The 18,951-nt window shown below is 71.5% G+C and carries 21 protein-coding genes; 2 read left to right on the forward strand and 19 right to left on the reverse strand.

Going from position 1 to position 18,951, the window contains the following annotated elements; translation table 11 throughout:
• Nucleotides 1-89: 89 nt before the first annotated feature.
• Nucleotides 90-1,007 (reverse strand): 30S ribosomal protein S2, encoded by a 918-nt coding sequence (rpsB, locus tag ACIGYR_RS18005; protein ID WP_399598378.1) that lies wholly within the window; start codon nt 1,005-1,007, stop codon nt 90-92.
• 343 nt (nt 1,008-1,350) lie between these two features.
• Here rpsB and ACIGYR_RS18010 point away from each other — a divergent pair, with 343 nt between their 5' ends.
• Nucleotides 1,351-1,884, forward strand: coding sequence for a murein hydrolase activator EnvC family protein (locus ACIGYR_RS18010; RefSeq protein WP_399598667.1), 534 nt, complete (start codon nt 1,351-1,353; stop codon nt 1,882-1,884).
• 224 nt (nt 1,885-2,108) lie between these two features.
• On the opposite strand, the gene ACIGYR_RS18015 is transcribed toward ACIGYR_RS18010, so the two are convergent.
• The 17 genes from ACIGYR_RS18015 to ACIGYR_RS18095 form a co-directional block, all read right to left on the reverse strand.
• The gene (locus ACIGYR_RS18015) at nt 2,109-2,666 is read right to left on the reverse strand and encodes a TetR/AcrR family transcriptional regulator (RefSeq protein WP_399598664.1); all 558 of its coding nucleotides are present in this window, start codon (nt 2,664-2,666) and stop codon (nt 2,109-2,111) included.
• A 64-nt stretch (nt 2,667-2,730) separates the two neighbouring features.
• On the reverse strand, nt 2,731-3,573 hold the full coding sequence (gene whiG / locus ACIGYR_RS18020; RefSeq protein ID WP_399598376.1) for an RNA polymerase sigma factor WhiG: 843 nt from the start codon (nt 3,571-3,573) through the stop codon (nt 2,731-2,733).
• Between the two features lie 322 nt (nt 3,574-3,895).
• Nucleotides 3,896-5,125: a DNA-processing protein DprA gene (dprA, locus tag ACIGYR_RS18025; RefSeq protein WP_399598374.1), complete on the reverse strand. Its 1,230-nt coding sequence runs from the start codon at nt 5,123-5,125 to the stop codon at nt 3,896-3,898.
• A gap of 232 nt (nt 5,126-5,357) precedes the next feature.
• Entirely contained in the window at nt 5,358-6,968 is a 1,611-nt protein-coding gene (locus tag ACIGYR_RS18030; protein WP_399598371.1) for a YifB family Mg chelatase-like AAA ATPase, read from the reverse strand.
• Entirely contained in the window at nt 6,969-7,361 is a 393-nt protein-coding gene (locus tag ACIGYR_RS18035) for a YraN family protein (protein WP_391847277.1), read from the reverse strand. It lies immediately after the preceding gene.
• Between the two features lie 96 nt (nt 7,362-7,457).
• A complete protein-coding gene (locus tag ACIGYR_RS18040; RefSeq protein WP_014675276.1) occupies nt 7,458-7,766 on the reverse strand; it encodes a DUF2469 domain-containing protein in 309 nt (102 codons plus the stop codon).
• 56 nt (nt 7,767-7,822) lie between these two features.
• The gene (locus tag ACIGYR_RS18045) at nt 7,823-8,353 is read right to left on the reverse strand and encodes an NUDIX hydrolase (protein ID WP_391847275.1); all 531 of its coding nucleotides are present in this window, start codon (nt 8,351-8,353) and stop codon (nt 7,823-7,825) included.
• Nucleotides 8,343-9,128 carry a signal peptidase I gene (gene lepB / locus ACIGYR_RS18050; protein ID WP_399598367.1) on the reverse strand — a complete coding sequence of 262 codons (786 nt, stop codon included), beginning with the start codon at nt 9,126-9,128 and terminating at the stop codon, nt 8,343-8,345. Before lepB (ACIGYR_RS18050) ends, ACIGYR_RS18045 begins: the two co-directional genes overlap by 11 nt.
• Nucleotides 9,129-9,209: 81 nt before the next feature.
• Nucleotides 9,210-10,175, reverse strand: a complete 966-nt coding sequence (gene lepB / locus ACIGYR_RS18055; RefSeq protein WP_399598364.1) for a signal peptidase I — start codon at nt 10,173-10,175, stop codon at nt 9,210-9,212.
• The gene (gene lepB / locus ACIGYR_RS18060) at nt 10,063-11,154 is read right to left on the reverse strand and encodes a signal peptidase I (protein ID WP_399598361.1); all 1,092 of its coding nucleotides are present in this window, start codon (nt 11,152-11,154) and stop codon (nt 10,063-10,065) included. Before lepB (ACIGYR_RS18060) ends, lepB (ACIGYR_RS18055) begins: the two co-directional genes overlap by 113 nt.
• The gene (gene lepB, locus ACIGYR_RS18065) at nt 11,147-11,848 is read right to left on the reverse strand and encodes a signal peptidase I (protein ID WP_399598359.1); all 702 of its coding nucleotides are present in this window, start codon (nt 11,846-11,848) and stop codon (nt 11,147-11,149) included. Before lepB (ACIGYR_RS18065) ends, lepB (ACIGYR_RS18060) begins: the two co-directional genes overlap by 8 nt.
• A 46-nt stretch (nt 11,849-11,894) precedes the next feature.
• On the reverse strand, nt 11,895-12,245 hold the full coding sequence (gene rplS, locus ACIGYR_RS18070) for a 50S ribosomal protein L19 (RefSeq protein ID WP_391847265.1): 351 nt from the start codon (nt 12,243-12,245) through the stop codon (nt 11,895-11,897).
• A 134-nt stretch (nt 12,246-12,379) separates the two neighbouring features.
• Complete coding sequence (trmD, locus tag ACIGYR_RS18075; protein WP_399598356.1) at nt 12,380-13,213, reverse strand: tRNA (guanosine(37)-N1)-methyltransferase TrmD; 834 nt, start codon at nt 13,211-13,213, stop codon at nt 12,380-12,382.
• Nucleotides 13,213-13,773, reverse strand: a complete 561-nt coding sequence (gene rimM / locus ACIGYR_RS18080) for a ribosome maturation factor RimM (protein ID WP_399598354.1) — start codon at nt 13,771-13,773, stop codon at nt 13,213-13,215. The genes trmD and rimM overlap by 1 nt, the downstream gene beginning before the upstream one ends.
• A gap of 128 nt (nt 13,774-13,901) precedes the next feature.
• Nucleotides 13,902-14,141 (reverse strand): RNA-binding protein, encoded by a 240-nt coding sequence (locus ACIGYR_RS18085; protein ID WP_005479813.1) that lies wholly within the window; start codon nt 14,139-14,141, stop codon nt 13,902-13,904.
• Nucleotides 14,142-14,146: 5 nt separating this feature from the next.
• Nucleotides 14,147-14,566 (reverse strand): 30S ribosomal protein S16, encoded by a 420-nt coding sequence (gene rpsP / locus ACIGYR_RS18090; RefSeq protein WP_391847259.1) that lies wholly within the window; start codon nt 14,564-14,566, stop codon nt 14,147-14,149.
• A 332-nt stretch (nt 14,567-14,898) separates the two neighbouring features.
• A complete protein-coding gene (locus tag ACIGYR_RS18095; protein WP_391847257.1) occupies nt 14,899-15,495 on the reverse strand; it encodes a hypothetical protein in 597 nt (198 codons plus the stop codon).
• Between the two features lie 519 nt (nt 15,496-16,014).
• Between ACIGYR_RS18095 and ACIGYR_RS18100 the strand changes: the two genes are divergently transcribed.
• Nucleotides 16,015-16,899 carry an SAM-dependent methyltransferase gene (locus ACIGYR_RS18100; RefSeq protein ID WP_399598350.1) on the forward strand — a complete coding sequence of 295 codons (885 nt, stop codon included), beginning with the start codon at nt 16,015-16,017 and terminating at the stop codon, nt 16,897-16,899.
• A 51-nt stretch (nt 16,900-16,950) separates the two neighbouring features.
• Here the strand turns inward: ACIGYR_RS18100 and ftsH are convergent, their stop codons facing one another.
• Nucleotides 16,951-18,894 carry an ATP-dependent zinc metalloprotease FtsH gene (gene ftsH / locus ACIGYR_RS18105; RefSeq protein WP_399598347.1) on the reverse strand — a complete coding sequence of 648 codons (1,944 nt, stop codon included), beginning with the start codon at nt 18,892-18,894 and terminating at the stop codon, nt 16,951-16,953.
• Nucleotides 18,895-18,951 lie beyond the last annotated feature (57 nt).

Raw genomic sequence — 18,951 nt, forward strand, 5'->3', positions numbered from 1 at the left:
CGTGCCGACCTACGGGTGAACAGCGGGGGCGGACTTCACCGCGCCAGAGGCGCTCGGTTGCGGTACCGCCCCCGCCGTCGACGCTGACGTCAGGCCTGGTCGCCCTCGGCGGCCTTCTCCTCGGCCGGAGCGGCCTCGGTGACCTCGGTGACCTCGGCGGCCTCGGCGGCCGGAGCAGCCTCGGCGGCCGGAGCGGTCTCGGCGGCGGCCTCGGCAGCCGGAGCCTCGTCCTTCTTCTCACCCTCGAGCAGGTCGCGCTCCCACTCGGCGAGCGGCTCGGCGGCGGCCTTCTCGCCCTTGTCGCCGGTGGCGACGCGGGAGCGGGAGATGAGGCCCTCGGCGACGGCGTCGGCGATCACGCGGGTGAGCAGGGTGACGGAGCGGATCGCGTCGTCGTTGCCCGGGATCTTGTAGTCGACCTCGTCGGGGTCGCAGTTGGTGTCGAGGATCGCGACGACCGGGATGTTCAGCTTCCGGGCCTCACCGACGGCGATGTGCTCCTTCTTGGTGTCCACGATCCAGACGGCGCTGGGCACCTTCTGCATCTCGCGGATACCACCGAGGGTCTTCTCCAGCTTGGCCTTCTCGCGCGAGAGGACCAGCAGCTCCTTCTTGGTGAGGCCGGAGGCGGCCACGTCCTCGAAGTCGATCTGCTCGAGCTCCTTCAGGCGCTGCAGGCGCTTGTAGACGGTCGAGAAGTTGGTGAGCATGCCGCCCAGCCAGCGCTGGTTGACGTAGGGCATGCCGACGCGGGTGGCCTGCTCGGCGATGGCCTCCTGCGCCTGCTTCTTCGTGCCGACGAACATGACCGTGCCGCCGTGGGCGACGGTCTCCTTGACGAACTCGTAGGCGCGGTCGATGTACGACAGCGACTGGAGCAGGTCGATGATGTAGATGCCGTTGCGCTCGGTGAAGATGAAGCGCTTCATCTTCGGGTTCCAGCGACGGGTCTGGTGACCGAAGTGGACGCCGCTCTCCAGCAGCTCCCGCATCGTGACGACGGCCATGGCCGTATCTCCTTGGTGTTCTCGGTTGTGCCGCGCCCGCCGGACGGCGGTCGCGCCTGACGCCCGCGATGCGCCGTGCCGCTAAGGACCGAGAGGCGCTTGGTACGAACCGTTGCCGGCTGTCGTACCGGGGCGTGCGAAGTCGACCCGGTGACCCGGATCGCCAGAAGAAGTGTACGGGACCGACGAGGCGCCGGGTGACGCCACTGTCCACAACCGGCGAGTAGTCCACAGGCCGGGGTCGTGATCGGCCGATGTGCGGGACGGTTCCGTCATGCGACGAGTGAGGCGATGCGCGGCGCTGCGGGCGCTCCTGCTGCTGGGCCTGCCGGTGTTCACGTTCATGCCCCTGGCCCCGGCGGGCACCCTGCTCACGCCCCTGGCCCGGGCGAACACCCCGCTCCCGGCTCCGCCGCCGGCTCCGGCGGCACCGGTTCCGGCCATCGGACGCGGCTGGCCGGTCGGCCTGCGCCCACCGGTCCTGCGTGGCTGGGAACCACCGGTGACGGCGTACGGCCCCGGTCACCGGGGTGTTGACCTGTCGGCTCCGGCCGGGTCTCCGGTGCGCGCGGTGGCGCCGGGCCGGGTGCTGTTCGCGGGACGGGTGGCGGGGCGGGGCGTGGTGTCGGTGGAACTGGACGGCACGGATCTGCGGACGACGTACGAGCCGGTGCGGGCCTCGGTGCGAAAGGGTGCGGAGGTGAGGGCGGGTGACGTGGTGGGTGTGGTCGAACCGGCCGGGTCGCACTGCGGGACCGCGACGTGCGTGCACTGGGGCCTGCTGAGAGACACGACCTACCTGGACCCGCTGTCCTTGCTGCCTCCGTGGCTGCTGCGGACGGGTCCGTCGAGACTGCTCCCCGTACCGCCTCCCTGAGCTGCGGACCACCACACGGCCGGGGCCACAACCACGGCACGGCCACACCCATAGCCATGGCGCGGCTCGGCTCGGCCACACCTAGGGGAGCGGCCACGGCAGGGCTCGGCCACACCTATAGGAGCGGCCACGGCAGGGCTCGGCCACACCCATATCCGCGGCCACGGCAGGGCTCGGCCACGGCCACAGCCAGAGACACGACCACGCCACGGCCACGGCTCGGCTCAGCCCTGCACACCCCGCAGGGCCATGGCCACAGCGGCGTCGGTGATGGCCTCGGGGTCCTCGGCCGCCCCCAGCTCGATCCGGCGCACCGCCGCGTCCACCACCCCCTGCAGCAACATCGCCGCCAGCCGGGGCTGCCCGTGCCCCATCTCCCCCAGCGCCTCGACGATCATCGCGACCAGCCCCCCGTGGGCCGCCCGGATCTTCTCCCGCGCCCCGGCGTCCAGCTCACTCGCGGAGATGGCCACGACCGCCCGGTGCCGCCGGTCCCCGACCAGCGCCAGCTGCCGGCGCACATATGCCTCGACCTTTCCCCCGGCCGAGTCGGCACGCTCCATCGCCGCCGCGACCTCCGCCGCCCACACCGGGAAGTCGACCTCGCACAGCTCCTCGACCACGGCGGCCCGTGACCGGAAGTATTCGTACACGCTCGACCGCGCCAGCCCCGTCCGCTCGGCCAGCGCGGGGAAGGTCAGCGCTTCCGTCCCGCCCTCGGACAGCAGGGACCGAGCCGCGTCCAGCAGGGCGGCTCGCTGCATCGACCGGTGTTCGGCCACGGAGGCCGCTCGAATCCTTGGCACGTCGACCACTTTACGGACGCGCCATCCCGAAAGGGAGGACTCACCGTCCGAAGCTCGCCAGCTTCGCACGCAACTGGAGCACCGACTTGGTGTGGATCTGGCTGACCCGGCTCTCGGTGACACCGAGCACATTGCCGATCTCGGCGAGGGTGAGCCCCTCGTAGTAGTAGAGGGTGACCACGGTCTTCTCCCGCTCGGGCAGCGTGTTGATCGCCCGGGCCAGGAAACGGCGCAGTTCCCGGTCCTCGACCACCTCCACCGGGTTGTCGGCGGCGGTGTCCTCCAGCGTGTCCATCAGGCTGAGCCGGTCCCCGCCCTCGCCGCCGACGTGCAGCAGCTCTTCCAGGGCCACCACGTTGGCCAGCGACAACTGGCTGAACACGGCGTGGAGTTCATCGACCTCCATGCCCAGCTCGGCGGCGACCTCCCCCTCCGTCGGCGTCCGCCGCAGCCGCGCCTCCAGCGTGGCGTAGGCACGCTCGACGTTCCGCGCCTTCTGCCGGACCGAGCGGGGGATCCAGTCGAGCGCCCGCAGCTCGTCGATCATCGCGCCGCGGATCCGGGTGATCGCGTACGTCTCGAACTTGATCTCACGGTCGATGTCGAACTTCTCGATCGCGTCGATCAGCCCGAACACTCCCGAGGAGACGAAGTCGGCCTGCTCCACGTTGGGCGGCAGTCCGACGCTCACCCGGCCCGCCACGTACTTGACCAGCGGCGAGTAGTGCAGGATCAGCTGCTCCCGCAGCCGTTCGTCCCCCGTCGCCTTGTACGACCGCCACAGCTCGTCGAGCGTCGAGGGGGCGGGCGGTCGCACGCTGCCACCGTCGCGGGCGGTTGGGGGGATCGCCGCCCGGTCGGACCCGGAGGTGTGCTGGGGCATTCGTCGCCTTGTGCCGTTCTGCCGTGAAGTGCCGTGAAGTGCTGCGAAGTGGGTGGGAGTGAGGTCCGTGCGATGAAGTGGGCTGACTGGGTGAGGTGTCTGTCTGGTGCCGGGTTGACGCGGTCTGCGCCACCACCGTCGTGAGCGTAGCGTGACTGAGGAGTCGCGGTGTGCGAACAGTGCGGCACCACCCCTGCGCGGGGGGCTCGCGCGGGGCGTGTCGCCGCGCCCCGCGGCTCGCTCTCCGTGACCGGCCTCGGACGCCAACTCCGGGAAACGTCAAGGGCGTCGGGAGTTCCCCCGGACGGCCGAACACGGTCGGTCAGCATGGGCTGCGGCCGCCCCGGACCGAGATCACCGCCTGGCGTGTCAACTTCCAGCCATCGCCGTGTCGTTCGACGTAACCAAGTGCTCGGAGTTCGTACAGCCTCGCGATCGCCTCGTCCCGTGTGGTACGCGCGCCGAGCGCGATCTCCTCGGCGGGGGCCGCGCGGTTGCCCGGCAGAGCGGCGAGCACACAACGGGTGGCCGGTTCCAGCAGGTCGCGTGGGAGAACCGGGCCCCGTCGGGCCGGTGCCAGGTCACCCATGTCGCCCACGAGTTCGATGACTTCCGAGGCGTCGGTGACCAGGGTGGCCTCGTCGCGCAGCAGTTCGTGGACGCCGGCGGAGAGGGCGCTGCTGACCGGGCCCGGTACGCCCATGGTGAACCGGCCGAGGCGCTGTGCGGCCCGCGCGGTGGCCAGCGAGCCGCTGCGGCAGGCCGCCTCCACGACGACGGTGCCCCTGGTCAGGGCGGCGATCACGCGGTTGCGGAGGATGAACCGGCTGGGCGTGGGGTGGTCACCGGGCGGCAACTCGCCCACCACCAGTCCCTGTTCCGCGATGCGGGCGATCAACGCGGTGTGGCCGCGTGGATAGGGCTGGTCGACACCGCAGGCCAGAACGGCGACGGTGGCGCCGCGGGCGGCGAGCGCACCCCGGTGGGCGGCGCCGTCGATGCCGTACGCACCGCCCGACACGACGACCCACCCGCGCTCGGCGAGGCCACCGGCGAGGGTGGCCGCCGTGTGGGTGCCGTACTCGGTGCACGCGCGGGCGCCGACCACGGCCACGGAGCGGAGCGCCCACATCCGCAGGTTCGGCCGGCCGCGCACCCACAGTCCGAGGGGCCGCCCGTCTCCGAGATCGTCCAGCTGTCGGGGCCACTCGCCGTCCCCCGGGCACACGAACCGTGCCCCCGCGGCGCGGGCCTCCGCGAGATCCCGCTCCGGCTCGGCCCGCCCGGCCCGCGCGACGAGCCCCGCCCACCGGGTCCGGCTCGCACCGGGCAGCGCCTTCCCGCCGCACCGCAGTCGCCGCACCACCTCAGCCACCCCGAACTCCCGCACCCATCGCCCACCGGCTTCGTCCCCCGGCTCGATCACCCGCCCGAGAAAGACGCGCCCGAGCAGTTCGTCACCCGGCTCGGGGCCCCCGGCCGCCGCCGCGAGCGCCCCCTCGGGCTCCCGGCGGCCATCCCCCGACCGCTCCCCCGACCGCTCGCCGCTCATGTGCCGGCTCCTGCCGTGGCAGCCGCGATCGGTGCGGCCGGTGGTTCGAACGGCCGGGCGCCGGCCGGACGAGGACCACCACCACCGACCCCGCAATCACCGCCGACCCCGCAGCCACCACCGAACACGCAGCCACCACCGACCGCGCGGTCACCGCCGACGTGTGGTCCGCCGAGCGCCACGGGGATCGCGCCGGTGCCCGGGCGTGCGGCGCGGCCGGGTGGGGCGGCCCTCACCCGGGGCTCCCTTCCAGGAGGACACCGCGGCGGACGCCGGTGCGCAGTTCCAGTGCCCAGTTCACGTCGTTCGCCGAGGGCCGGTCGCGCCCGCCCAGGTCGGCGAGTGTCCAGGCGACGCGGAGGACGCGGTCCAGGCCGCGGGCGGTGAGCAGGCCCCGGTCCAGGTCTTCCTCGGCCTTGGCGAGCGCCCCGGGCCGTACGTGCCAGCGGGTGCGCAGTTCGTGTCCGGGCACCTCGCTGTTGGTTCGCCAGGGAAGTCCTTCGTAGCGCCGGGCGGCGCGTTCCCGGGCGAGCCTGACCCGGTCGGCCACGACGGCCGTCGGCTCGGCGTCGGTGTGCATCCGGAGGAGTTCGGCCCTGGCGACCGGCTCCACGGTGACACGCAGGTCCACCCGGTCCATGAGAGGGCCGGACAGCCGGGCGCGGTAGCGCTTGATCGAGGACGGCCTGCACTCGCAGATGTCGTCGCCTCGCCCGTGCCTGCCGCAGGGGCAGGGGTTGGCTGCCAGCACCATGAGGAACCTGGCCGGCATCCGCAGCATCCCCGCCGCCCGGGCGATCACGACGTGGCCGGATTCCAAGGGCTGGCGCAGGGCGTCCAGGACGCTGCTGTGGAATTCGGCGGCCTCGTCCAGGAAGAGGACCCCGTGGTGGGCCAGGGACACCGCGCCGGGCCGGGGCAGGCCGTTCCCGCCGCCGACGAGTGAGGCCATGGTCGCGGAGTGGTGGGGTGCGCAGTACGGGGGCTTGTCGACCAGGGGATGACCGGGCGGGAGCAGGCCGGCCACCGAGTGGACCGCGGTGACCTCCAGGGACTCGGCCCGGCCCAGCTCGGGCAGGAGCCCGGGGAGCCGTTCGGCGAGCATCGTCTTGCCGGCGCCGGGCGGCCCCTTGAAGAAGACGTGGTGCCGGCCGGCCGCCGCGACCTCCAGCGCCGCCCGCGCCGTGTGCTGGCCCGCGACATCGGCCAGGTCGGCGGCGTGGGCACCGTAGGCGGCGCCCGTCCCGAGCCCGGTGCCGGGGAGGGCCAGACCGGCGAGGAAGGGATCGGGGCGGACGTCTCCCGGGACGGGTTCCTCGTCGGGCACCGGCTCCTCGGTGAGGACGGCGATCAGCTGGCGCAGGCTCCGTACGCCGAGCACCGAGACGCCCGGCACCAGTGATGCCTCGGGCACCGCGGACTCGGGCACGACCACCTGTTCGTATCCCGCGTCCGCCGCGGCCAGGACCGCCGGGAGGATGCCCCGGACCGGTCGCACCCGGCCGTCCAGCCCCAGCTCTCCGATCATGACGATGTCGGCGAGCACGCGGGGGTCGATCCGCTCGGCGGCGCCGAGGACGGCGGCGGCGACGGCCAGATCGAAGCCGCTGCCGCTCTTGGGCACCGATGCGGGGCTGAGGCCGACGGTGAGTTTCTTGGACGGCCAGGCCGCACCCGAGTTCACCACCGCCGCCCGGACCCGGTCCCGGCTCTCCGTCAGGCTCTTGTCCGGGAGGCCGACCAGGGTGAAGGCGGCGACGCCGGGTTCGAGGTCGGCCTGCACCTCGACGACCACGCCCTCGACGCCGACCAGGGCCACCGAGCACGTACGGGCGAACGCCATTCAGGCCACCCCCCGCGCGTGTTCGACGGACGGGGCGCCACGGCGGGGCAGAAGAACGCCGACGAGGTCGATGCGGACGCCACCCGGCGGGGCTCCGCCATGGGCCTGGATCCAGTGCTCGGCGAGGTCCCGGAGCCTGGCCGCCTTCTCGGGGGTCACCGCGGCCATCGGGTGTTCGTAGTCGCCGCCCCTGCGGGTCTTCACCTCGCAGACGACGAGCGCGTCACCGTCCCGCGCCACGATGTCGATCTCGCCGGACCGTCCGCAGCGCCAGTTGCGCTCCAGGATCGTCATGCCCGCCTCGGCGAGCCGCCTCGCGGCCAGATCCTCGCCGTACCTGCCGATTGCTTCTCGTGCGTTCATGTCGGCACCACCTCCGGCGCCAACCGTCACGCATCCCGCGACCCGATGTTGATCTTGGTGGATCACTCGGCGGTTGTGGAAAACTCCGTCACCCGGACGGGCAACACCGCGCGAAGCCGCAGGTCATCACCCGCCCGGCAGCTCCAGGTCGCTCTTGTTCAACTCCTCGATGTTCACGTCCTTGAACGTCAGCACGCGAACCTGCTTGACGAAGCGAGCCGGCCGGTACATGTCCCAGACCCAGGCATCGGCCATGGTCACCTCGAAGAACACCTCGCCCTGGACCGAGTGCACCTGCATCTCGTAGTCGTTGGTGAGGTAGAAGCGCCGCTCGGTCTCGATCACGTATTTGAACAGACCGACGACGTCTCGGTACTCCCGGTAGAGCTTCAGCTCCATCTCGGTCTCGTACTTCTCGAGGTCCTCGGCGCTCATGGCATGTTCCCCTTCAGCCGTGCGATCCCACCATTGTGCGCCAGTCCCCGGGGTCCTCAGACGATTTCCGTGTCGAGGGTCACGGGCCTGGCCGGGGGACCTTCGACGAGCAGCGTGCGCAGCAGCTCGGCGAGTCTGGTCGGATACACCGTCTCATGTGCCCGGGTCAGTTCCTGACACGTCCACCAGCGCGCTCCGGCGACAGTACGCCGCTCCAGCTCCGTCAGCCCCGTCGCCGCGGTGGCCGTCTGGCGCGTACGGGCCAGGTAGTACCACTCGTCCTGGTCCCAGCGACGGCCCGCGAACGGGAACGAGCACCGCCGCCGCCAGAGCACGGGGCCGAGTTCGACGTCGGTGATGCCGGTCTCCTCGGCGAGTTCCCGCAGCGCGGCCTCCTCGCGCGTCTCGGCGCCCTCCAGGCCGCCGCCGGGCGTGAACCACCAGTCGTCGGCCGGGTCGTCCGGCTCGTGGCCGTGCAGGAGGAGGATGCGGTCCTCCGGGTCGAGCAGCACCACGCGGGCCACCCGGCGCGGTTCGTCTCCGCTCTCGCAGGACTCCTCCGCCGGCCGCGTGGTCTCAGCGGGCACCGGCCGCCTCCGGGCGGGCCGTACGGCCGCGGGAGCGGCTCAGCCGCCCAGCGATGGGGCCGTAGGCGCCGCCGCCGAGGACCAGGACCGCTCCGGCCAGGACCATCAGCTCGATCGTGCGCAGCGGGCCGGGCCGGGAGAGGGCGCCGAGCGACTCGAACCCGGTGGGCCGCTTGAGCGTGCCGTTCCAGGGCCAGACGACGGCCTCCACGCGGGCGGAGACGGCGTCGCGGGAGACGGTTCCCTTGGCCGCGTCCGTGAGGTGGGCGGTGGAGTCCAGGGAACCCTGGCGTTCGTCGCCGAGGAGGAACAGCCGGCCCTCGGGCACGGTCACCGTGCCGAAGTTCGTGATCTCGGCCAGGCTGCCCTTGGGCAGGTACGGCTCGTCGATCCGCTTGCCGTTGACGGTCAGCTTGCCGTCGGTGCAGCAGGAGACGGTGTCCCCGCCCACCGCGACCACACGCTTGACCACCTTGGCGTTGGTGACCCAGGTCTTGTCCTCGAAGACGACCACGTCACCACGGCGCACCTCGGCGCCGTCGACGCGCTGGGCCAGCACCCGGTCACCGGCGTCGATGGTGGGGGTCATGGAGCTGGTGGGCACGGTGTACGGCCGGTAGACCACCGCTCCCCACGCGAATCCGCCCAGGAACAGCACCAGACCCAGCGCCACGGCCAGTCCGGACAGCCGCTGCCCGAGTCGGCCGCCGCCGGCCTGTGCCGTGCCGGTGCCGCCGCCCTGCGGGGCCGTACGCGTCATGCTCTCGCCACCCATGGACCCGCACCCTACCCGGCGGTTCCGAACGGGGGCAGCCCCCTCTCCCGGCCGGGGTCACCAGGTCCGGGACGTGCACGTCTACCTGCGCCTGCGCCGCCACACCACGAGCGGCAGCACCGCGGCGACGGCCGCGCCCTGCGGGGCCACCGTCAGGGACGCGGCGGCGGCGGACTGCCGGTCGAGGCCGGGCTGGTCGAAGGTGTCCGGGATCGGCAGGGTGCCCCAGCGGTTGATCGGCCATGCCTTGACGATCGCGCGGCCCACGACGTCCTTGACCGGGACCATGCCGTGGTGCTTGTCGGACTGGTTGTAGCGCGAGTCGCGGGAGTTCTGGCGGTGGTCGCCCATCACCCAGATGTAGCCCTTGGGGACCTTCACCTTGAACTGGCCGCCCTGGTCGTCCACGCTGCACGGGGTGTTGCCCGGGTAGACGTACGGCTCGTTCAGCGCCTTGCCGTTGACCTTCAGCGGGCCGCTGTTCTTGCACTCGACCGTGTCGCCGCCGACCCCGATCACCCGCTTGATGAGGTCCTTCTCCTCCGCCGAGGGCATCAGGCCGATCCAGCTGAGGACCTTCTGCACGGGGTTCGGGTTCGGTGTCGGTTCGCCCGCCAGCCAGTTGTCCGGGTCGTGGAAGACGACGACCTCACCGCGCTCGGGCTCGGAGCCGAACCACGGGGTGAGTTTGTCGACCAGGACGCGGTCACCCTCCTGGAGGGTGTTCTGCATCGAGTCGGACGGGATCGAGAACGCCTGCACCAGGAAGGTCTTGATCAGCAGCGCCAGGACCAGCGCGATGCCGATCAGAATCGGCAGTTCCTTCCAGAAGGAGCGCGGTTTCCTCGGCCGTTGTGTCCCCGCGTCCGCGTCCGAGGTCCCGGCGCGGGGCCCTGGCTCGCCCTCCGGCGTGCCCTCGTCGCCCGCTGCCGCGTCATTCCCGGAGGTCATGGCGCCGTCCGGGACGGGACCGTCCGGTCCCACGGGGCGCCCGCGGTGCTCCTCGCCGTCGTGTCCCGACCGTGCGCCAACCGCCACATCCCCCACGCCAACTCCTCACTCTGTGCCGCCGCCTGCCCCACACACGACGCAGGCCCACCACTCCCATAACGAGCGGGAGTTCCGCAGGGGTCGGGAGCTGGGTCATTCCGTTCCGATTCTCGGGATCAACCCTATGCGACGGCTGGGGAGCAGCAGTCGCCCCCGACGCCGAGTCGGTGACGCTTGCGAAGGTTTTAGGTTCGTCCAGGCGCGTCCAGTGGCCGACCGGCCAGCCGATGACCATGGCCCGGCCGACCACCGAGTCCTCGGAGACCGTGCCGCCGTAGGGCGTGTCCTGGTGGGCCCGGGAGTCCGCCGAGTTGTCCCGGTGGTCGCCCATCACCCAGAGCCGGCCCTTGGGCACGGTGATGTCGAAGGGGGTGGAGGAGGGCGAGTTCCCCGGGTACAGGTAGTCGCCTTCGGTGAGCGGTACGCCGTTGACGGTGACGCGCCCCTGCGCGTCACAGCACTTGACGTGGTCGCCGCCGACCCCGACGACCCGTTTGATCAGGTCCTTCTCGTTGTCGGAAGGCAGCAGGCCGATGAAGGTGAGCCCTTCCTTGACCTGCTTGACCACGACGGGGTCGTTCTTCTTGGTGGTCTGCTCGTCCTGGAGCCAGCCGCCCGGGTCGTGGAAGACGACGACGTCCCCGCGCTCCGGCTTGGAGCCGAACCAGGGGGTGAACTTGTCGACGAGGACCCGGTCGCCGATCCGGATCGTCTGCTCCATGGAGCCGGAGGGGATCACGAACGCCTGGACGAGGAATGTCTTCAGGACGAGTGCGATGAGAACGGCGACACCGACCAGAAGGGGGATCTCCCGAACGGTCGAGCGCCTGCGCTTGCGCTTGACCTTGCGCTGGAGTTTGCGGCGCTCCGCGCGCGTGCGGCCGCCTCCGGGCGCGGCGGCGCGGCGGACCCCGGTGGGCAGCAGGTTGTCGGCGGGGGTGCTGGGCACCCCGCGTGGTTTGCCGCGGTTACCCATGGACGCCCTCCGCCGGGGCGGCGGGCACGCGCGCGTAGGCGGACGGCCGGGTCAGATGTGTCCAGTGGCGGTACGGCCACACGATCCAGTCGGCCCGGCCGATGACGTCGCCGACGGGGATCATGCCGCCGCCGGGCGAGCCGAGATGATCACGGGAGTCGCTGGAGTCGCTGCGGTGGTCACCGAGCACGAACAGGCGGTCCGGGGGCACGACGACGTCGAAGGGCACGCTGGAGGCGCTGTCCCCGGGATGGAGGAACGCCGTCTCGTCGACCGCCCGGCCGTTCACCTCGATCCTCCGCTTCCTGTCGCAGCAGACCACGTGGTCTCCCCCCACCCCGACCACACGCTTGATGTAGTCGGCGTCCCCGAAATACCCGGTGCCGTCGAACACGATCACGTCGCCGCGACGTGGCTGGGCACCGAGACGGTACGCCAACTTATTTACGAGAACGCGGTCGCCGATCCTCAAATTCTGCTCCATGGATCCGCTCGGGATCTCGAACGGTTGCGCCACGAAGGTGTTGAGGACCAGCAGGAACGCCAGACCGGTGAGGATCGAGAGGGTGATCCGGCCGCCAGGGAGCCAGTCGGCGACCCGTGCCACCAACGGCAAACGCGACCGGCCCTCCGCACCCGGCGTACCGGGGCGGGAGGAGCGGTCGCGTTCCGTCGGCTGTGCTTCGGTGTCCATCGGGGCGAGATGCTATCCCGACCCGCCATGGACTCCTTCAGAGCGCTCAGCTGTCGCGCTTCTCCTTGATCTTCGCGGCCTTGCCGCGCAGGTCACGGAGGTAGTACAGCTTGGCGCGGCGCACGTCACCACGGGTGACGAGCTCGATCTTCTCGACGATCGGGGTGTGCACCGGGAAGGTGCGCTCGACGCCGACGGAGAACGAGACCTTGCGGACCGTGAAGGTCTCGCGGACACCGGAGCCCTGGCGACGGATCACCACGCCCTTGAACTGCTGCACACGGGAGCGGTTGCCCTCGATGACGCGGACGTGGACGTTGACGGTGTCACCCGGACGGAAGGCCGGGATGTCGCTGCGCAGCGACGAGACGTCGACGGAGTCGAGCAGGTGAGACATTTCGTCTGCTTTCTTCGCTGATGCCACAGGTCATCAACGGAACTAGGGTTCCATGAGGACTGCCGTGCGGGTCGGGGCGGGCGTCGTGTCCCCCTGTGGCAGGGGCGCACGCCGGACGGACGCACAACAGCGGTCTATTCTTCCACGCCCTCGGCCCGGCGCCAAAATCGGCCGTACCGCTCCCCCTCCGGGTCCGGTTCCCAGCCCAGGATGGACAGCATCTCGCGGTCCTTCTTGTCGAACGCCTTGGGATCGCAGTGCTCGATCAGGTCGGGCCGGTGGGCGGTGGTCCGCCGGAGGGCTTCGTCGCGGCGCCAGCGGGCGATCTTCCCGTGGTGGCCGCTGAGCAGCACCTCGGGGATGTCCCGGCCGCGCCAGACGGGCGGCTTGGTGTAGACGGGGCCTTCGAGGAGGCTGGCCATCGCGCCGGGGGCGAAGGAGTCGTCCCGGTGGGACTCCGCGTTGCCGAGGACGCCGGGCAGCAGCCTGGCGACGGCCTCCGTGATGACCAGTACGGCCGCCTCGCCACCGGCGAGGACGTAGTCGCCGATGGAGACCTCGTAGACCGGCACGCGGGTGGTGTACTCGTCCATCACGCGCCGGTCGATGCCCTCGTAGCGGGCCGGCGTGAAGATCAGCCAGGGGCGTTCGGACAGCTCGACGGCCAGTTCCTGGGTGAAGGGGCGGCCGCTGGGCGTGGGGACGATCAGCGCGGGGGCCCGGGCGCCGGTCTCGTATCCGTCGGCGAGGACCGTGTCCAGGGCGTCGCCCCAGGGGTCGGTCTTCATGACCATGCCGGGGCCGCCGCCGTACGGGGTGTCGTCCACCGTGTTGTGGCGGTCGTACGTCCACGCGCGCAGGTCGTGCACCTGGACGTCGAGCTGCCCGCGCGCGCGGGCCTTGCCCACGAGGGAGACGTTCAGGGGGTCGAGGTACTCGGGGAAGATCGTGACGACGTCGAGACGCATTACGCCTCTTCCCCGAAGCCCTCGGAATCCCGGGCGGACGCGATCTCGGCACGGTCGTCGATCAGGCCCGGCGGGGGCGTGATGACCGCCTTCTGCTCGGCCAGGTCGATCTCTGCGACGATCTCCTCCACGAAGGGGATCATCACCTCGCTGCCGTCCGGGCGCTCCACGATGAACAGGTCCTGGGAGGGCAGGTGCGAGATCTCGGTGATCCGGCCGACCTCCGTGCCGTCCGCGGTGACCACGTCCAGGTCGATGAGCTGGTGGTCGTAGTACTCGTCCTCATCCTCGGGGAGTACCTCGGGGTCGATCTCGGCGATCAGCAGGGTGTTGCGCAGGGCCTCGGCGGCGTTGCGGTCGGTGACGCCCTCGAAGCGCAGGAGCAGCCGGCCGCTGTGGACGCGGCCGGTGGCGATGGTGAGGGGTCCGGTGGAGGCCGGGTCGGTGGCCAGGACGGCGCCCGGGGCGAGCCGCAGCTCGGGCTCGTCGGTACGTACCTCGACGGTGACCTCGCCCTTGATGCCGTGGGCGCGGCCGATCCGTGCGACTACCAGCTGCACGTGTCCAATTCTCCTGTCATCTGCTGCTCGCGCATCCTGCTCGTACGGCCTCATGCGGCCTGCTCATACGACTGCGGGCCGGGGACGGCCAGTGGCCCTCCCCGGCCCGAGCCGGTTGCGATGAAGCGTCAGCGGACGTGGTCCACGTCGACGAGGTCGACGCGGACACCGCGGCCGCCGATGGCGCCCACGACGGTACGCAGAGCACGCGCGGTACGGCCGTTGCGGCCGATCACCTTGCCGAGGTCGTCGGGGTGCACCCGGACCTCCAGCACGCGCCCGCGGCGCAGGTCACGCGAGGCGACCTGCACATCGTCAGGGTTGTCGACGATGCCCTTCACGAGGTGCTCAAGCGCCTCTTCGAGCATGGTGCTCAGGCCTCGGTCGACTCGGACTCAGCCGCGGCCTCGTCCTTCTTCTCAGCCTTCTTCTTCTGGGTGATGGCCTCACCCTTACCGTCGTCGTCACCACCGAGAGCCTCGAACGACGGGCGGGTCGACTTCGGCTCGGCCACCAGCAGCGGCGCCGGGGCGGGCTCGCCCTTGAACTTCTGCCAGTCGCCGGTCTTCTTCAGGATGGCGAGAACCGGCTCGGTCGGCTGCGCGCCGACACCCAGCCAGTACGCCACGCGCTCGGCGTCAACCTCCATGACCGACGGGTTGTAGGTCGGGTGGTACTTGCCGATCTCCTCGATGGCCCGGCCGTCACGGCGGGTACGGGAGTCGGCGACGACGATGCGGTAGTGAGGCGAACGGATCTTGCCCAGACGCTTCAGCTTGATCTTGACTGCCACTGGAGTGAATTCTCCTGGATCTGACGTGGGTGGGCACGGCGAGTTGCCGCGTGGGGTTGCGGTACCCGAGTGCCCGATGGACGCGTCAGCCGGAGGAGAGAGGGGTCCTGTGCGGCTGTCGAGTACAGCTAGCCATTCTGCCACACCCTGCGAGTCGCTTTTGGCGGAGGGTGCGTGCACCGCATTACGGCATGCCGGTGCGGCACCCGGCGTGGAGGTGAGGTCACGTCGGGTGCGCCGGCGACCGGCACGGGCAGGACGCCGCGGTGTGGCGCCCCCCGTCGTCCGCGGTCCCGGCACCCACGAGATGCCGGTACGTCCGCGGCCCGCGCCTATGCCGCCCCCACGACCTCCGGAATCCTGAACGGCTTGCCGCAGCCGCCGCAGACGATCGGGGCCTGGGCCAGGACCGAGGGCACGACCCGGACGTTGCGCCCGCAGTCGCACACCGCCTTGACCCGGACGCCGCCGCCGGAGGAGCCGTGCCGGGCGGCCGGGCCGCGGAAGGTGCGGGAGGTGTCGGCGGAGGTGGCCGCGGTGTGGGCCTTCAGCGCGCGTTGCAGCCGCTCGATGGTCGGGCGGTAGCGCCGCTTCGCCTCCGGGTTGAGCGTGACCAGCGAGAAACCGCTGCTCGGGTGGGGTTCCTCGGGGTGGTCCAGGCCCAGTTCCTCGGCGATCGCGAGGAAACGACGGTTGTGGTAGCGGCCGGCCCGGGAGGTGTCACGGATGCCGCGTGCGGCGGCGATGCCGTGGACGGCCTCGTGGAGCAGTCGCTCGAAGGAGAGTTCGTGACCGCACGCGGACGACGACTCTCCGATCAGGGACTCCGGCGCGGCGAGGTCCGGCAACTCGGGGTGGTGCCGCTGAATGTCGGCCCACGCCTGCGCCAGCTCCGCGGCGAGGACAGGTGGTGTCTGTGTCGTGCTCACGTAATGACAACGAGCGGGGGTGCCGCTGTGTTCCTATTCCGGGCCATCCCAAATAATTTGCACGTACCCGTCAGTTTGCCGCTGATGCGTCCTGACGAGGGCGGGTGCGCTGATCTGCGGAGAAGCGGCACAGCTCATACCAAGCTGGTGCGTAGTCCGCGCTACGCCCCGCCCGTGAGCGCTGATGCGGCGGTGGCCGTCTGCTGCGCAAGGGGTGTTTCGGCCGCTCTCGGCGCGTGCTCTCACCCTGGTCAGCGTCTGCGGCCCTCGTGGCGTTACCGCGCACCGCCCCGCCCCCCGCCACCGGCCCGTCCCCGGGCGCGGACACCGTACGGCCACCCAGGTTGCCGGGATGTGAAATCTCGCCACACCCGCGCCGTGACCCCAAGCCGGGGCCCACGACCCCTGGACGGCACCGCGAGCCGGGAGTTACGTGGCATACGTGGGAAGTGCGCGCGCACGACACGGGGGCCGCACGACCGGGCACAGCGGCGAACTGTCGGCGATTGGGGCGCTTCCATGACACCTACGCTCGTGCGGCAGCACGTGTCTCACGCGGCCTCCGCACCCCGCGTGGACCTGAGCGCACGCGCGCGTGACTGGTCCGAGATCCAGGAGCGGATGCTCGTACCGCTCTTCGACGCCGTGTACGACCGACTCGAAGTGGGCCCCGCCACCCGGCTGCTGGGCCTGCGCTGCGGTTCCGGGCTCGCCCTGCTGATGGCGGCCTCCAGGGGCGCCGAGGTCACCGGCGCCGACTCCGCCTCCCCCGAACGGCTCGCCCTCGCCCGCGAGCGTCTGCTGCCGGACACCCAGCCCGGCAGGGACGGCGGCGCACGGCGCGGCACGCGCGCCGCTACGGCCGCGACACTCCTCGACGGCCCGCCCGCGGACGCGGCCGGCCCCAAGACGGCCCCGTACACCCTGGTCACGGTCTTCGAGCCGATCGGCAGCCTCGCGGGTGACTCCGAATGGCTCGGCGAACTGCTCGCCGGCGCGCTTCCGTCGGCCGCGCGCGGGGCGGCCGTGGTGCTGGCCGGCTGGGGTCCGCCGGAGCGCTGCGCCACCTCCTCGGTGCTGCGGGTGGCCACCAGGCTGGCCGATCCGCTGCGCAGTGCGCGCAGCTGGCGGCCCGCCCGGCGTGACGACCTGGAGGAGGTCGCCGGCCGGGCCGGGCTGAAGCCGGACGGCTCGGGCCGGGTCTCCTGCCCCTTCGGGTACGCCGATCTCGACAGTGCCGCCCGGGGGCTGCTGTCGACCGGTCTGTTCGACGCGGCGATCGGGGCGACCGACGCCAAGCAGGTCGACAAGGAGCTGACGGAAGCCCTGCACCCGCACCGCCGCCCGGACGGCACGGTGTGGATGCCGAACGTCTTCCGCTACCTGATCGCCCGGGTGCCCTAGGTCCCGCCGGAGCGGCGGGACCCGGAGCCGGCCCGGCCGGGGGCGAGCGCCCTAGGCGTCGCTGTCCTTGGTCAGGCGGGTGATCCCGGCGATCCGGTACGCGTCCGCCTCCTCCAGCGTCTCGCTCTCCAGCAGGGCCTGGGCCAGGGCGTCGAGCTGTCCGCGGTGGTCGCGGAGCTTGCGGCACGCCTCCTCGTAGCACTCGTCCACGATCCGCCGCATCTCGGAGTCGATCACGTCGAGGGTCTGCGGGGCGGCGGCGAGGCCGTACGCCTGCTGGGCGTCGTTCGGCAGCGCGGAGAGCCTGCCGACCTCCACGCTCATGCCCCAGCGCGAGACCATGCCGCGCGCGATGTTGGTGACCTGTTCCAGGTCGCTCTCGGAGCCGGTGGTGATCACGTCGTAGACGACGTGCTCGGCCGCCATGCCGCCCAGCGCGCCGATGATCCGGCCGCGCAGATACTCCTCGGTGTACGCGTACCTGTCCGCGTCCGGGGTCGACAGGGTGACCCCGAGCGCCCGGCCGCGCGGCACGATCGTGATCTTGCGGACCGGGTCGGCGCCGGGCTGGAGCATGCCCAGCAGGGCGTGCCCGCTCTCGTGGTACGCGGTGCGCCGGCGCTCCTCGGCCGGCATCACCAGCGGACGCTCCGCACCCAGCTGGACCTTCTCCAGCGCGTCGGACAGGTCGGCGCGGGTCACCCGCTGCTGCTTCCGCTTGACCGCGAGCAGCGCGGCCTCGTTGGCGAGGTTGGCCAGATCCGCACCCGTCATGCCCGGGGTCGTACGGGCCACCTGCGCGAGATCGACGTCGTCGCCGAGCGGGATGTCACGGGTGTGGATCTCCAGGATGGCCTCGCGCCCGCCGCGGTCCGGCGGCGAGACCTGGACCACCCGGTCGAAGCGGCCGGGGCGGGTCAGGGCCGGGTCGAGGATGTCGGCACGGTTGGTGGCCGCGATCACGATGACGCCCTCCGCGCCCGAGAAGCCGTCCATCTCGGTGAGGATCTGGTTCAGCGTCTGCTCGCGCTCGTCGTGCCCGCCCACCGACGCACCGCCGCCGCGCGCCCGTCCGATGGTGTCGATCTCGTCGATGAAGATGATCGACGGCGCGACCTTGCGGGCCTCCGCGAACAGCTCCCGCACCCGGGAGGCGCCCACGCCCACGATCATCTCGATGAACTCGGAGGCCGAGGCGGAGAAGAACGGCACGCCCGCCTCTCCGGCCACCGCCCGCGCCAGCAGCGTCTTTCCCGTGCCGGGCGGTCCCGCGAGCAGCACACCGCGCGGCATCTTGGCGCCCATCCGGCGATAGGCGTCGGGGTTCTTCAGGAAGTCCACGACGTCGTTCAGCTCGCCCTCGACCTCGTCGATCCCGGCGACGTCGGCGAACGTGGTGCGTTTCTCCCCCGGCACCAGCTCCACCGGCTTCGGCGGCGCCTTCCGGCCGAGCATGCCGCCCGCGCCGCCGAGTCCCGCGCTCATCCGCCGCGCGATGAACACCCACACGGCGACCAGCAGCAGCATCGGCGCCAGCGAGATGAGCAGGTTGGCGAGAAAACTCCGGTGCTGGACGACCGGCGCGGCGGTGACGTTGACCTTGTGCTTGGTCAGGTTCGCCCACAGATCGTCGTCAGCGAAGGACGGCCGCTCGGTGTTGAACTTGGTGTACTGGCCGCCGCCCTCCGGGTTCTTCCGCTCCTTCTTGAGCTGGCCCTGGATGGAGTCGCCCTTGGCGTAGATCTTGTCGACGTTGCCGTCGTTCACCTGCTTGCTGAACTCCGTGTAGGAGATCGTCGGTTCGTTCGCCTGGTCGAAGTACGACAGCACCAGGTTCGCGATCAGGTACACGATCAGCGCGGTGAGGATCAGCCGCCACCAGCCGCCCCGCATACTCCGCCCGCCGCCGGGCGACTGCTGCGGCGGCTGCTCCGGGGCGCCCTCGGTGCGCCAGGGCTGGTCCGGCGACTTGCGCGGCGGAGCGGGGTTGGTCATACCGGGACGGTACGACATCGCCCCGGCCCCGGCATGCGTAAGGGCGCCCCTCCGACG

The sequence above is a fragment of the Streptomyces sp. NPDC053076 genome (assembly GCF_044546845.1).
In the GTDB taxonomy this organism is placed as follows: Bacteria; Actinomycetota; Actinomycetes; order Streptomycetales; family Streptomycetaceae; genus Streptomyces.

Coding starts and splice junctions, on each gene's coding strand:
- ftsH (WP_399598347.1), bottom strand. CDS start 18,894: ATGACCAACCCCGCTCCGCCGCGCAAGTCGCCGGACCAGCCCTGGCGC.
- rpsB (WP_399598378.1), bottom strand. CDS start 1,007: ATGGCCGTCGTCACGATGCGGGAGCTGCTGGAGAGCGGCGTCCACTTC.
- trmD (WP_399598356.1), bottom strand. CDS start 13,213: ATGCGTCTCGACGTCGTCACGATCTTCCCCGAGTACCTCGACCCCCTG.
- dprA (WP_399598374.1), bottom strand. CDS start 5,125: ATGAGCGGCGAGCGGTCGGGGGAGCGGTCGGGGGATGGCCGCCGGGAG.
- ACIGYR_RS18010 (WP_399598667.1), top strand. CDS start 1,351: ATGCCCCTGGCCCCGGCGGGCACCCTGCTCACGCCCCTGGCCCGGGCG.
- lepB (WP_399598361.1), bottom strand. CDS start 11,154: ATGGGTAACCGCGGCAAACCACGCGGGGTGCCCAGCACCCCCGCCGAC.
- whiG (WP_399598376.1), bottom strand. CDS start 3,573: ATGCCCCAGCACACCTCCGGGTCCGACCGGGCGGCGATCCCCCCAACC.
- ACIGYR_RS18100 (WP_399598350.1), top strand. CDS start 16,015: ATGACACCTACGCTCGTGCGGCAGCACGTGTCTCACGCGGCCTCCGCA.
- ACIGYR_RS18040 (WP_014675276.1), bottom strand. CDS start 7,766: ATGAGCGCCGAGGACCTCGAGAAGTACGAGACCGAGATGGAGCTGAAG.
- ACIGYR_RS18030 (WP_399598371.1), bottom strand. CDS start 6,968: ATGGCGTTCGCCCGTACGTGCTCGGTGGCCCTGGTCGGCGTCGAGGGC.
- lepB (WP_399598367.1), bottom strand. CDS start 9,128: ATGGGTGGCGAGAGCATGACGCGTACGGCCCCGCAGGGCGGCGGCACC.
- lepB (WP_399598359.1), bottom strand. CDS start 11,848: ATGGACACCGAAGCACAGCCGACGGAACGCGACCGCTCCTCCCGCCCC.
- rplS (WP_391847265.1), bottom strand. CDS start 12,245: ATGTCTCACCTGCTCGACTCCGTCGACGTCTCGTCGCTGCGCAGCGAC.
- ACIGYR_RS18085 (WP_005479813.1), bottom strand. CDS start 14,141: ATGCTCGAAGAGGCGCTTGAGCACCTCGTGAAGGGCATCGTCGACAAC.